Source organism: Blastococcus sp. KM273128 (genome assembly GCF_021698975.1).
In the GTDB taxonomy this organism is placed as follows: Bacteria; Actinomycetota; Actinomycetes; order Mycobacteriales; family Geodermatophilaceae; genus Blastococcus.
On the sequence record NZ_SSXA01000015.1, the window covers coordinates 1 to 12,182 of the forward strand.

General features: G+C 77.1%; 11 protein-coding genes and 1 riboswitch. Of the genes, 6 read left to right on the plus strand and 5 right to left on the minus strand.

Annotated elements, in window-relative coordinates; genetic code table 11:
• Positions 1-190: 190 nt before the first annotated feature.
• Positions 191-814 (minus strand): hypothetical protein, encoded by a 624-nt coding sequence (locus E9529_RS06750; protein WP_236830367.1) that lies wholly within the window; start codon positions 812-814, stop codon positions 191-193.
• 171 nt (positions 815-985) lie between these two features.
• Here E9529_RS06750 and E9529_RS06755 point away from each other — a divergent pair, with 171 nt between their 5' ends.
• Positions 986-1,660 carry a hemerythrin domain-containing protein gene (locus E9529_RS06755; RefSeq protein ID WP_236830369.1) on the plus strand — a complete coding sequence of 225 codons (675 nt, stop codon included), beginning with the start codon at positions 986-988 and terminating at the stop codon, positions 1,658-1,660.
• A 1-nt stretch (position 1,661) separates the two neighbouring features.
• Here E9529_RS06755 and E9529_RS06760 read toward each other — a convergent pair whose 3' ends face one another.
• Positions 1,662-4,916 (minus strand): BTAD domain-containing putative transcriptional regulator, encoded by a 3,255-nt coding sequence (locus tag E9529_RS06760; RefSeq protein ID WP_236830371.1) that lies wholly within the window; start codon positions 4,914-4,916, stop codon positions 1,662-1,664.
• Between the two features lie 63 nt (positions 4,917-4,979).
• On the opposite strand from E9529_RS06760, the gene E9529_RS06765 reads away from it, so the two are divergent.
• From E9529_RS06765 to E9529_RS06775, 3 genes are all read left to right on the plus strand, one after another.
• On the plus strand, positions 4,980-5,453 hold the full coding sequence (locus E9529_RS06765) for an NUDIX domain-containing protein (RefSeq protein WP_236830373.1): 474 nt from the start codon (positions 4,980-4,982) through the stop codon (positions 5,451-5,453).
• Positions 5,454-5,520: 67 nt separating this feature from the next.
• On the plus strand, positions 5,521-6,519 hold the full coding sequence (locus E9529_RS06770; RefSeq protein ID WP_236830375.1) for a diguanylate cyclase: 999 nt from the start codon (positions 5,521-5,523) through the stop codon (positions 6,517-6,519).
• A 192-nt stretch (positions 6,520-6,711) separates the two neighbouring features.
• Complete coding sequence (locus tag E9529_RS06775; protein ID WP_236830376.1) at positions 6,712-7,812, plus strand: ScyD/ScyE family protein; 1,101 nt, start codon at positions 6,712-6,714, stop codon at positions 7,810-7,812.
• A gap of 70 nt (positions 7,813-7,882) precedes the next feature.
• Here E9529_RS06775 and E9529_RS06780 read toward each other — a convergent pair whose 3' ends face one another.
• Entirely contained in the window at positions 7,883-8,782 is a 900-nt protein-coding gene (locus E9529_RS06780; protein ID WP_236830377.1) for an SMP-30/gluconolactonase/LRE family protein, read from the minus strand.
• Between the two features lie 101 nt (positions 8,783-8,883).
• On the opposite strand from E9529_RS06780, the gene E9529_RS22625 reads away from it, so the two are divergent.
• Positions 8,884-9,822, plus strand: a complete 939-nt coding sequence (locus E9529_RS22625; RefSeq protein ID WP_236830378.1) for a Rieske 2Fe-2S domain-containing protein — start codon at positions 8,884-8,886, stop codon at positions 9,820-9,822.
• A complete protein-coding gene (locus E9529_RS06790; RefSeq protein ID WP_236830379.1) occupies positions 9,819-10,301 on the plus strand; it encodes a hemerythrin domain-containing protein in 483 nt (160 codons plus the stop codon). The genes E9529_RS22625 and E9529_RS06790 overlap by 4 nt, the downstream gene beginning before the upstream one ends.
• A 45-nt stretch (positions 10,302-10,346) precedes the next feature.
• Here E9529_RS06790 and E9529_RS06795 read toward each other — a convergent pair whose 3' ends face one another.
• Positions 10,347-10,865 (minus strand): C40 family peptidase, encoded by a 519-nt coding sequence (locus tag E9529_RS06795; RefSeq protein WP_236830380.1) that lies wholly within the window; start codon positions 10,863-10,865, stop codon positions 10,347-10,349.
• Positions 10,866-10,881: 16 nt separating this feature from the next.
• A riboswitch (cyclic di-AMP (ydaO/yuaA leader) is annotated at positions 10,882-11,038 on the minus strand.
• Positions 11,039-11,361: 323 nt separating this feature from the next.
• Positions 11,362-12,015, minus strand: coding sequence for a helix-turn-helix transcriptional regulator (locus E9529_RS06800; RefSeq protein ID WP_236830381.1), 654 nt, complete (start codon positions 12,013-12,015; stop codon positions 11,362-11,364).
• Positions 12,016-12,182 lie beyond the last annotated feature (167 nt).

The following is a 12,182-nucleotide window of genomic DNA, read 5'->3' on the forward strand; positions in this document are numbered from 1 at the left end:
CTGTGAGGGAGCTGGCACCGACGGTAGGTGGACCGCGTCCCGGCGAACAGGGACCGACGTCCCGAACCCGGACGGGACCGTTCCGCACGACGGGGTGCGGACGAGGGCCAGGAGCCGCACGAAAGGCGCCGAACGCCGGGCTTCCCGGACGCACCGGCGCCCGGGAAGCCCGGGCGCCGGTGGCGAGGGGTCAGGCGGAGGGGCGGGACACCCACCCGGCGGCGGCCATGCCCAGCCCGAACAGGACGGTGCCCGGGATGATGCTCCAGCCCTCGGCCGGCATCGCGGGCACCAGCAGCGCGCCCGCGGTGATGCCCGGGATGGCCAGCGCCGCCCACAGCGGCAGCAGCCGGTGGCGGACCGCGGCGACCGCGACCAGCGCCGGGCCGATCAGGTTCGAGAAACCGGCGACCATCGTGAACGGCAGCATCGCCTCCTCGATCGCGTGGAAGGCGGAGTGGTCGAACAGCGGCCGGACCCACGCCTCCACCACCGCGCCGGCGGGGATGAGCACCATCCCCAGCCACAGCACGCCGAGGCCGACGACGCCGAGCCGCGACCCGCGGAAGCGGCGCAGCAGCACGCCCAGCGAGGCCGCGATCAGCAGCGCGCCGATGCCGAACAGCACGTGCGCCAGCTCCCAGGTGGCGGCCTGCGTCGCGGCGTCGTCGTGGGTGAGCGGGTGCAGGGCGTTGCCGACGGCGAACAGCACTCCGCCGGCGACCAGCGCCATCGCCCTCAGCGCGTCGGAGGGGCGGTGGTCGCGGAGCGCGGGGGATGTGGTCGGGGTGGTCAGGGGCAAGGCGGTGGTCATGGCGGTCCTCGGACTCGGGGTGCATCGGGTCGGGCGACCCGGTCGGCGCCGACGCTCGCGCCCGCCACTTGCCGGTCGCTGACGGCCGGCTTGCCGCCCCGGCGGCAAGTGGCCCGCAAGTGCGCCCGCGCAGGGTCGGCGCCGACCCCGATCCCCACCGAGGAGCACGCCATGACCCCCGTCACCCCGCGCACCGAGGGCGACCCGCGCCCCGACACCCTCGGCATGCGCCTGGCCCACCGCGCGATGCTGCGCGACGTCCGCCGGCTGACCGACCGGCTCCAGCAGGTCGCCGCCGGCCGCACACCCGTCGACGCGTGGCGGGCGCGAGGCATCGCCGGCTACGTCGCCGACTACTGCGACTCCGTGCACCACCACCACTCGGCCGAGGACGACGTCCTGTGGCCGGTGCTCGCCGCCTCCGCCGGGCCGTCGGTCGACCTCGGCGAGCTCAGCGACGACCACGCCGCGCTCGACCCGCTGCTCGAGCGCATCCGCGCCGGCGCCGCCGCCTTCGCCGCCCGCCCGGCCGACGAGGACACCGCCACGGCGCTCGCCGTCGACCTCGCCGAGCTGCGCGACACCCTCGAGGAGCACATCGCCGACGAGGAGGCCTCGGTGCTCCCGGCCGTCGAGGAGCACGTGTCGGTGCGCGACTGGGCCGCGGTCGAGGCCCGCATCCGGAAGCGAGCGAAGCTCTCCTTCGAGGTGCCGCGGGTCGTCGACGTCGTGACGCCCGCGGAGCGCGCCGTCCTCGTCGCCGAGGGCGGGCTCGCCGTCCGGCTGATGCTGGCGCTGCTGGTGCCGCCGTTCCGCCGCCGGGAGCGCCGCGTGTTCGGGAGCTGAGTCAGAGGCCGACGGCGGCGAGCTCGGCCGCGAGCCGCCGCCGCACCTCGGCCGCCCCCGCGCGGTGCGCCGCGGCCGCCCCGTCGTCGCCCACCAGCCCGGCGACCTCGGCCAGCGCGTCGTCGACCGGGCCGAGCACCAGCGTGCCCGAATCCAGCCCGGCGACCCGGCCGGCCCACGGCAGCAGCGCGTCGCGCGCGGCCACGGCCACCGCGACGTCGCCGAGCCGGACGGCGGCGTGCGCGCGCAGCGTCGTCGTCACCAGCCAGTAGTAGTCGCGGGCGATCGGCCGGCGCCGCGCCCACACCGCCCGGGCGTCGGCCTCGCGCCCGGCGTCCAGGAACGCGAGGACGACGGCGTCGCCCAGCGCCCCGGGCATCACGCTGTCCAGCCACTCCAGGTCGGGCACCGACGGCGTGAGGTCCCCGCGGGCGAAGCCGGCCACGAACCGGCCGATCAGCGCCATCAGCCCGCCGTTGGTCTGCCCGGTCTCGGCCAGCCGGGTCGCGATCTCCTCGTAGCGGGCCAGGCCCTCCTCCACCCGGCCGGCCAGCACCAGCAGCGCGCCCGCGTGCACGCCCAGCGCACCGAGCACGTGCCCGAGCTGGCCGCTCCCCGACAGCGCCACCGCCCGGTCGCCGTGCCGCCGGGCGAGCGCCAGGTCGGTGCGCGCCGAGGCGGCGAGGAACAGCAGCCAGTGCGCGACCGCCTGGTGGTCGGGGGCGACGGCCGCGGTCGCGGCAGCGAGCAGCTCCTCGGCCAGCTCCTCCCGCCGGTCGGCGAGGTCGGGGCCCAGCGCCGCGTACGCCCGCGCGTTCAGCGCCAGGCAGAGCAGCCGCGGCTGGCCGGGCACCCGACGGGCCAGGGCCAGCGCCTCGGCGCTCGCCCGCTCGGCCCGCGCGTCGTCGACGCCCTCGACCTCGCGGAACAGCGCCACCCAGAGCCGGGCGCGGACGTCGTCGGGCAGGTCCTCGCCGGCGGGGGTCTCCAGCAGCGCCAGCAGCGGGTCGAGCAGCTCGGGGTCCTGCGCGCCGTCGTCGCGGACGGTCCACACCAGCGGCGCGTCCCACGTGGCCAGCGCGGCGACGTGCAGGTCGCGGCGGCCCAGCCGGGCGGCGGCCCGCACCGCCAGCCGCTGCTGCTCCCGGGCGACGACGGCGTTCCCGGCCCGCGCGTGCGCCGGGATCGAGGGCAGCAGCAGCGCGAGCAGCGCCTCGTCGCCGCCCGCCCGCGGCCCGGCCAGCTCGTGCAACCGCAGCGCGGTCGCCCACTGGCGGGCGGCGTCGGCGTGCGCGCCCAGCCCCTCGGCCTCCCGCGCGGCGGCGACCACGTACCGGACGGCGTCGGCCGCGGTCGCGGGCCCGGCCGCGGCGACGGCGTGGTGCGCCAGCGTCGTCGCGTCGGCGCCCCGCGCCTCCAGGGCGGCCAGCGCGGCGGCGTGCACGCGGGCGCGGCGCATGAGCGGCAGGTCCTCGTAGAGGGTGTCGCGCACCAGCGCGTGGCTGAACCGCACCTGCCCCGGCGCCGGCTCCACCAGCAGCCCGGCGAGGACGGCGGTCTCCAGCGCGTCGAGCAGCTCGTCGGGGTCGTGCCCGGTGACCGCGGCCAGCAGGTCGACGTCGGTCTCGCGGCCCAGCACCGCCGCCTGGCGCAGCGCGGTCACCGCCGGGCCGGGCAGCCGCTCCACCCGCCGGCGCAGCACCTCCCGCACGCCCGCCGGCACGCTGGTCCGCGCCGCGGCCGCGCCCTCGGAGACGATCAACCGGGTCAGCTCGCGCACGAAGAGCGGGTTGCCGCCGGTGCGCTCGCGCAGCAGCGCGACGACGTCCGCGGCCGGCTGCTCCAGCCCGTGGGCGCGGGCGAGGACGGCGACCCCGGCCGCGTCGAGCCCGCCCAGCGACAGGTGCGCCGCGGTCGCGGTGGCCAGCGCCGCCCGGGTCGCGGCGAGCGCGTCGTCGTCCTCGGTCGTGCGGTGGGTGGCCAGCACCAGCACCGGCTGCCCGCCGAGACGGCCGACCACCTGGCGCAGCAGCTGCAGAGTGAGGTCGTCGGCGCGGTGCACGTCGTCCAGCACGACCAGCAGCGGCTGCCCACCGGCCGCGGCCGCGAGCCGGTCGGCCACCGACCGGGCCAGCTGGAACGGGTTGCCGTCCTCGGGCAGCGCGGCGTCGTCCAGCTCGCGCACGACCTCGCTCCACGGCCAGGCCGGCGGCGCCCCCTCCACCTCGGGGCAGCGGCCCCACGCGGTGCGCCAGCCCCGCCGGCGCAGCTCGCCGGTCACCGCCTCGACCAGGGTGGTCTTGCCCGCGCCCGCCTCGCCGCCGATCCAGACCACCCGGGCGCCGGAGCGCGCCTCGCCGGCCGCGGCGAGCAGCCGGCCCAGCTCGGCGGTGCGGCCGACCGACGGGGGAGCGGGTGCCGGTGCCGGCGTCGGGGGAGCCGGCGCGGGCGGGGGCACGACCGCGGCCGGCGCGTCGAGCCCGGGGTCCTGCGCGAGAAGCGCCGCCTCCAGCTCCCGCAGCTCGCGGCCGGGGTCGACGCCGAGCTCGTCGGCCAGGTGCTCGCGGGCCCGGCGCAGCACGCCCAGCGCGTCGCCCTGCCGCCCGCCGCGGTAGAGGGCCAGCGCCAGCAGCCGCACCGCGCGCTCGCGGCCGGGGTGCTCGCGCACCAGCCGGTCGAGCTCCGGGACGACGGCGCCGGCGCGGCCGAGGTCGAGGTCGGCCTCCGCGCGGGCCTCCAGCGCGGTGAGCCGCAGCTCGTCGAGGCGGGCCACCTCCGGTGCCGCCCACGCGGTGTCGGCGACCTCGGCGTAGGCCGCCCCGCGCCAGCAGGCCAGCGCCCGGTCCAGCAGGTCGCGGCGGGCGGCGGCGCCGGCCCCGCCCTGCGCCCGGACGACCAGGTCGGCGAAGCGCCAGGCGTCCACCGCCTCGCGCGGCAGGTGCAGCGCGTAGCCGGGGGCGCGGCTGACCAGCACCGTCGCCTCGGTCCGGGTGCGGCGGCCCGGCTCCAGGGCCCGGCGCAGGTGCGAGACGTGCACCTGCAGCGAGGCCAGCGCCTTGGGCGGCGGCTCGCCGTCCCACAGGTCGTCGACGATCCGGTCGGTGGAGACGACGTCGCCGCCGGCCACCGCCAGCCGGGCGAGCACCGAGCGCTGCCGCGGCCCGCCCAGCACCGCGGGCGCGCCGGCCACCGCCGCCCGCAGCGGGCCCAGGAACGAGAGCTCGACGGGGGGCGCGTCGGGGAGCGGCGAGGCCATGGCGGGGGGCAACGTAGCCGATCCACGGCCGGGCGTCCCACGGTTTCTGCCAGGCTGACGCTCGTGCCGCCCGTCCGCAGCTCCGGGATCCTGCTGTACCGCCGCGGCGCGGGCGGCGTCGAGGTGCTGCTCGGCCACATGGGCGGGCCGTTCTGGGCGCGCAGGGACGAGGGCGCCTGGTCGATCCCCAAGGGCGAGCACGAAGCGGGCGAGGAGGGGGAGGCCGCCGCGCGCCGGGAGTTCGCCGAGGAGCTCGGCCTGCCGGTGCCGGACGCGGAGCTGCACCCGCTCGGCGAGCTGCGCGGCCGCAAGCTGCTCGCCGTCTGGGCGGCCGAGGGCGACCTCGACCCCGGCGCGGTCACCAGCGGCACCTTCCCGCTGGAGTGGCCGCCGCGGTCGGGGCGCGTGCAGGAGTTCCCGGAGATCGACCGGGCCGCCTGCTTCGACCTCGCCGCCGCGCGGGCCAAGCTGGTGAAGGCCCAGCTGCCGTTCCTCGACCGGCTCGCTGCGCACCTGGCCGTGCACCCCGCCGGCTGACCACTGCGAGGGGGGTCACCCCCTGCCGGGTCTCAAGGTCGGACCGCGCGGTTCCGATGTCCTGGCCGTGAGCCGGTCCCGAGCGCCCGAGGTGGCGACGCTGCGCGTCATGGCGCAGACGCTCGCCATCTTCTACGGCTTCGGCGGCGTGGCCGGGCTGCTCGTCACGGCCGGCGCCGGGCCGGGCCCGCACCGCCCCGTCCTGCTCGGCCTGGCGCTCTCCGCCCTGGCCGGGGCCGCCGTCGTCGCCCGGTGGGGGGCCCGGTGGCCGCGCCCGGCCTTCGACGTCGTCGTCGGATCGGCGACCGTGCTCGTCTCGGTGGGCATCCTGGTCAGCCCCGACCCGGCCACCGCACTCGCCGCCGCGGCGCTCATCACCTTCGTCGTCGTCGACGCGCACCTGTTCTTCTCCGGTCGCCGGGCCTGGCTGCAGCTGGCCTTCGCCGTGGGCGCCGTCACCGCCGCGCTGCAGGCCTCCGGCGAGGTGCCGCCGGCCACGGCGCTCGCCCTGGACGCGGTCCTGGTCGGCCTGGGCGTCGTCATCCGCCGGCTGGTCATCCGGGCCTCGGGCGCCAGCCGCGACCCGCTGACCGGGCTGCGCAACCGCCGGGGCTTCGACGAGGCCCTCGACGAGCTGCTGTCGGAGGCGGCCCGCACCCGCGAGCCCCTCTCGGCCGCGCTCCTCGACGTCGACCACTTCAAGCAGGTCAACGACACCTACGGCCACGAGGCCGGCGACCGGGTGCTGCGCCGGGTCGCCGACGTCTGGCGGGCCGAGCTCCCGGCCGGCTCGGTGCTGGCCCGGCACGGCGGTGACGAGTTCTCGCTCCTGCTCCCGGGGATGCGCGGCGTCGACGCGCTCGCCGTCGTCCGCCGGATCTGCGCCCTGCACCCCGACGTCCCGCTCTCCTGCGGGGTCACCCAGCACGCGCCCGGCGACAGCGCCTCCCAGCTCATGCGCGGCGCCGACCGGGCGCTCTACGACGCCAAGCTGCTCGGCCGCGGCCGGACGGAGCTCTTCGACGGGCCCGCCGGCCGCCCCACCGGCGTCCGGCCGCGCGGCTGACGAACCCGCAGGTCAGACTTCCGTCGCGGACCGGTTCCCGAACCGGGTCACGCAGGAAACCCGGGTGCGTCGCGGTCGGTGACGGCGCGCAGATCCGTGATCTCGGCGAGACGAGATGCTTGCCTCCCGCACCGATCTCCCTGGCAGGTTCCCCCGCGTTCCACGGGGGAGTCGATCGAGGGAGAACGAGGGATGCGGTACTTCAAGGCGGCGGCGGGTGCAGCCGCGGCCATGGCGCTGGTCGTCGTGTCACCGACGGCGGCCGGTGCCGACGACGGCACGGGGCACGCCCCGCACGGGGACGTCACCACCGTCGTCGGTGGGCTCGACGGACCACGGCAGCTGAGCGAGTACAAGGGGCGCCGGCTGATCGTCGCCGAGTCCGACACGGGGGAGGTGAGCTGGATCGACCCGCGCGGGGGGCGGTCCGCGACCATCCTCTCCGGCCTGGGCAACGCCCAGGGCGTCGACTACGTGCGCGGCCTGATCTACGTCGCGATCGGCGAGTTCGCCGGTCCGCCGGAGGCCGGCGAGGGCCTGCCCAGCCAGCAGGTGGTCGAGGCGACGCCGGGCGGGGAGATCCTCCGCACCTGGGACCTGCTGCAGTACGAGCTCGACAACAACCCCGACGGCCAGGTCCAGCTGGTCGACGGTGAGCCCGTCGACGCGCTGTCCAACCCGTTCTCGGTGCTCGCCCAGCCGCACCGGATCCTCGTCTCCGACGCCGGGGCGAACGCCGTCCTCTCCATCGACCGCAGGTCCGGGGAGATCAGCACCTTCTTCGTCCCGCCGGTGGTGGACGACGTCGAGGGGTGCGTGGGCGCGCCGAACAACCCCGGCACGACCGGCTGCGACCCGGTGCCCACGGAGATCACCGAGGGGCCGGACGGGAAGATCTACGTCGGCACGCTGGGTGCGGAGGTGCCCGGGGCGGCCCGGGTCTACGTGCTCGACCAGCACGGCAACCAGGTCGGCGCGATCGAGGGCCTGACCAGCGTCACCGGGGTGGCCGTGGACCGGAAGGGCACGGTCTACGTGTCCAACGTGCTCGAGGGCGCGCCGATGGGTGAGGGCCCGCCGCCGGAGGGCTTCGACCCCTCGTCGGTCGGTGAGCTGACCCGCATCGAGCGGAACGGCGACCGCGCCACCGCCCAGGTGACCATGCCGACCGGCCTGGAGATCGAGGCCGGCGACCTGTACGCCTCGGCGTGGAGCATCGCCGCGTTCCTCGGCATCCCGTCGGCCGGGGAGATCCAGAAGGTCGGGCCGGGGGCGTTCACCCCGGCACCCTGATCCGCCGGTAGGGCCGTCGAGGGCGGTCGGGGGTGGTCCCCGGCCGCCCTCGCGGTCGTCCGGGGCGGGGTCAGGGCAACCCGGCGTGCGGGACGGCGACCTCGGTGGACAGCAGCACGGCCTCGCGCGCGGCCGAGCGGGTGTGCTCGTAGAAGTCGGGCGCGCAGCACAGCAGCAGGGTGCGGCCGTCGTCGCCACCGAGCGCGCAGGCGTAGACGCCCAGGCCGTCGGGTGCGGCGATCTCGTCGACCACCTGGCCGCCGGGCGCGACCCGCAGCAGGCGGGAACCCAGGCCGTCGGCCACCCACACGTGCCCCTCGGCGTCCAGCGTGCAGCCGTCCGGGGCGACGGCGACCTGGGCGATCAGCTCCTCGACCGACCCGCCCTCGGGGACCGGGCCGAACTCCGCCCACGTGCGCCGCGGGCCGAGCGAGCCGTCGGGGGCGATGTCGAAGGCGGAGAAGCGGTTGCCCCAGGTCTCGCCGACGACCAGCGTGCCGCCGTCGGGGGTGATGACCGAGCCGTTCGGGAAGCGCAGCCCCTCGGCGGCGACGCTCACCGTGCCGTCGGGGTCGACCCGCTTGAGCGATGCCGGGGCGGGCGCGCCACCGCCCATGAGGTCGAAGCCGAAGTCGCCGACGTAGGCCCGGCCGGCGGCGTCGACCACCATGTCGTTGAGCAGCCCGCCGCAGACGGCGGAGAGGTCGGCGTGGGTGCTCACCTCGCCGTCGGTGACCCGCAGCAGCCGCTGGTCCTTCATGGACACGACCAGCAGCGAGCCGTCGGGCAGCCAGCCCAGGCCCGACGGCTGGTTCTCCACCTCGAGGACGACGGTCTCCGGGCCACCCGGGGCCACCCGGCTCACGGTGCGACGGTAGAAGTCCGACACCCACCACTGCCCGTCGCGCCACCGCGGACCCTCGAAGAAGGAGCCGCCCTCCAGCACCGTCCGGAACGCTCGATCAGCCATGCCGCGGGACGCTACGACCATCCGCCCCCGCCGACCACCTGCCGTTTTCCCCTCCGCCGTCCTGGGCACGGTCGGTCCATGGCGACGGAAGACGTGCACCGGTGAGCGTCCGCGGCCTGCTGGAGCGCCTGACGAGCCGGGTGGAGGCGCTGCAGGTGCTCGACACGCCCGGCTACCAGCTGGAGCACGGGGTCTCGCTGACCTTCCTGCTGGCCGGCCGCTGGGCCCGCCCGCTGCAGGACCTGCTGCACGGCGTCTGGCTCGGCCACCCCCTCCACCCGGTCCTGGTCACGGTGCCGGTCGGTGCGTGGAGCGCGGCGGCCCTGCTCGACGGCCTGGACGCCTCCGGCCGTGGCGGACCGGGTGCGGCGCAGGCGGCCCGCGCGGTGGTGGGGCTGGGCATCGCCGGCGGGGTCGGGTCGGTCGCGACCGGGTTGACCGACTGGCAGCACGCCCACGACGAGGCGCGCCGGGTCGGGATGGTGCACGGTGCGCTCAACAGCGCAGCGCTGGCGCTCTACGCCTGGTCCTTCGCCGACCGGGGCCGCGGGCGCGCCGGGCGGGCGCGGGTGACAGCCGCCGCCGGCTACGGCCTCGTGCTCGCCAGCAGCTACCTGGGCGGGGTCCTCTCCTACCGGCACCGGCTCGGCGTCGACCACTCCGCGGCCGGCCGCGAGCCGCGCGTGTTCACCCCGGTGGCCCGGCTCGCCGACCTGCCCGACCGCGAGCCGGTCGAGGTGGCGGCCGACGGGGTCCCGGTGGTGCTGGTCCGCACCGACGAGGAGGTGCGGGCGCTCGCCGGGCGCTGCCCGCACCTGGGCGGCCCGATGGCCGAGGGGTGGCTGCACCGCGACGAGCTGGTCTGCCCCTGGCACGGGTCGCGGTTCGACGTCGGCACCGGGGAGCCGGCGCAGGGGCCGGCGACGGCGCCGCTGCCCTGCTACGACACCCGGGTCCGCGACGGCGCGGTCGAGGTGCGGCGGCGGGCCCGCTGGCGCACCCCGACGGCGGTCACGACGGTGGAGGAGGCATCCCGGTGAAGGCCGACGAGGTCCTGATCGCGCACCACGACGTGCTGCGCGGGCTGCTCCGCGAGCTGGCGGAGACCCGCGACGACGAGACCGGACGGCGGGAGGAGCTGCGCGACCGGTTCCTGCGCGAGATCGAGGTCCACGCGCAGATCGAGGACGAGCTGTTCTACCCGGCGGTGCCCGACGTCTCGCCGCTGCTGGCGCTCGCGCACGCCGAGCACCGGCAGATCGACGACCAGGTCGCCACCGTCATGCGCATGGACGTCGCCGACCCTGAGTTCACCACCGAGGTGCGGATGCTCGAGAACACGGTGCGCCACCACACGATGGAGGAGGAGCAGCGGATGTTCCCCCAGTCGCACGCGCTGGGGGAGGAGCGGCTCGAGGAGCTCGGCGAGCAGTTGCGGGCCCGGAAGCGGGAGCTCGAGGAGTCCGGCGGGATGCGGCTGATCGTGCGGCTGAAGCGGGCCACGCTGCGCCACGTGTAGGGGCGGTCCCCCGGCCGCGCGGGCACGGCCGGGGAACCGGGCCCGTCAGACGACGCGACGCGCGGTGTTGTAGCCCCACATGGAGTCCACCGGCACGACCGCGACGGGGTTGCCGTAGGTCGAGGAGTGGACCATCAGGCCGTCGCCGATGTACATGCCGACGTGGCCGACCGGGTCGTAGAAGAAGATGAGGTCGCCGGGCTGCAGGTGGGCGCGGTCGACGTACACCCCGGCCGTCGACTGGGCGCGCGAGGTCCGCGGGATCTCCACGCCCGCCGCCTGGTAGGCCGACCAGGTCAGGCCGGAGCAGTCGTAGCCGCCCGGGCCGGTGCCGCCCCAGACGTAGGGCTTGCCCTGCTGGGCCAGGGCCGTGTCGACGGCGACCTGCGCGGCGTGGTTGGGGGCGACGACGGTGCTGGTGACGACGGTGCCGGTGCCGCCGCCCCCGTCACCGGTGGAGGCGGTGGCGGCGAACGGGGTGAGGGCGATGCCGGCACCGGTGAGCAGGGCGAGGACGGCCCCGCGGGCGGAACGACGGGTCGTGGACGTGCGAGTGGTCGTCATGGACGACGGTTTCTCCTTGTTCTCCGTGACCGCCTACCGGGTGAGCTGACGGGTTCGGGCGGGGAACGCGCCCGGCGCCCCGGACAGGCCGGTGGCGCTTCACCCCAGAACTGCGGTGGGTCCCCGGTCCGGGCGACGGCGGGTGCCGGCGCACGGTTCGGCGGTGTCCGTCCGGGTGTCACCAGGGGCGGTGACGGCGTGGGCCCGGCCGGACCGCGGGGAACGCTAGGTCGGTCACGAGAAGGTCACAACGCGGCCGACACGCCGCTCGCCGGGGGCACGCGGGGGCTGCCTCGCCGGGCCTCGCCGAGGGCGACTCGCGAGCCGACCACCGGGCTTGCGCCGGGCGCCGGGAAGTGGGACCCGCCGTCCGTGACGGAGCGCGGTCGACCGTGTACTTCCTCCGACGACGGCGATCCCCGACGCTGCGTGCGCGACCCCTCGCGCGACCGTAGCCGGGTGCCGGCCGGGATCCCGCCGACCGGGACCCTGGTTGTCAGCCGACATCGCAGCGGCACGGGCAGTCCTCCGCGTGCACCGGCCGGCCGTTCCCGTCGTCGAGGTCGTCGCACTCCGGCGGGCACGTGCAGGTCCACCCCTCGTCGAGGTGCCGGAAGGCGCCCGCCTCGAAGAGCCGCTGCCGCTCCTCCTGCCGCCGTCGCGCGGCGGCGGCCCGCCGGGCCGCGGCGCGCTCCTCCGGGGCGTCGCCGGGCTGGGGGAGGAGGTGGTCGTCCGGGCGGTCGCGGGCGCGGTCTGCGGCGTCCTCCCAGGGTCTGCGCCGGTCGAAGGTGTACGTCGGCTGCCGCAGCCGCGGCCGGTGCTCCCACCGCCACACGCGTTTCTCGCTCAGCATCGTGTCGAGGTGGGCGGGGAACCGCCGTCCGGCCCGGTCGCGGACGGCGGCCGCTGACATGCCGGCGACCGGCCGCCCCGCGTCGTCGAGCAGGCCGAGGTGGAGACCGGCCAGCGCCGCGGCCGTCGCGAGCACCGTGGCGTCCATGCCGCGGGCGCCGGACTCCACGGCGGCGACGGTCGACTTCGAGACGCCCAGCCGCTCCGCCATCTCCCGCTGGGAGAGGTCGGCCCGGCGGCGGATCCGCCGCAGCAGGCCGCACAGGTCGAACTGCGCTGGTGCAGCGTCCTCGGGCACCGGCCGAGCCTGTCGGTCGAGGGGGCAGGGCTCGACCCCATGTGCCTACCTGTGGACAGTCGCCCTCTGCCCACACCCGCGGGGCAGAGCGCGACTGTGCTGGCGGTATACCGCTCTCGGACTAGGTCATTGCCCACACTCGCGGGGCAGAGGGCGACTGTGCTGGC

Bases quoted from the DNA above. Each gene is read 5' to 3' on its own strand.
- E9529_RS06750 (WP_236830367.1), bottom strand. From the start codon at position 814: ATGACCACCGCCTTGCCCCTGACCACCCCGACCACATCCCCCGCGCTC.
- E9529_RS06755 (WP_236830369.1), top strand. From the start codon at position 986: ATGACCCCCGTCACCCCGCGCACCGAGGGCGACCCGCGCCCCGACACC.
- E9529_RS06760 (WP_236830371.1), bottom strand. From the start codon at position 4,916: ATGGCCTCGCCGCTCCCCGACGCGCCCCCCGTCGAGCTCTCGTTCCTG.
- E9529_RS06775 (WP_236830376.1), top strand. From the start codon at position 6,712: ATGCGGTACTTCAAGGCGGCGGCGGGTGCAGCCGCGGCCATGGCGCTG.
- E9529_RS06780 (WP_236830377.1), bottom strand. From the start codon at position 8,782: ATGGCTGATCGAGCGTTCCGGACGGTGCTGGAGGGCGGCTCCTTCTTC.
- E9529_RS06795 (WP_236830380.1), bottom strand. From the start codon at position 10,865: ATGACGACCACTCGCACGTCCACGACCCGTCGTTCCGCCCGCGGGGCC.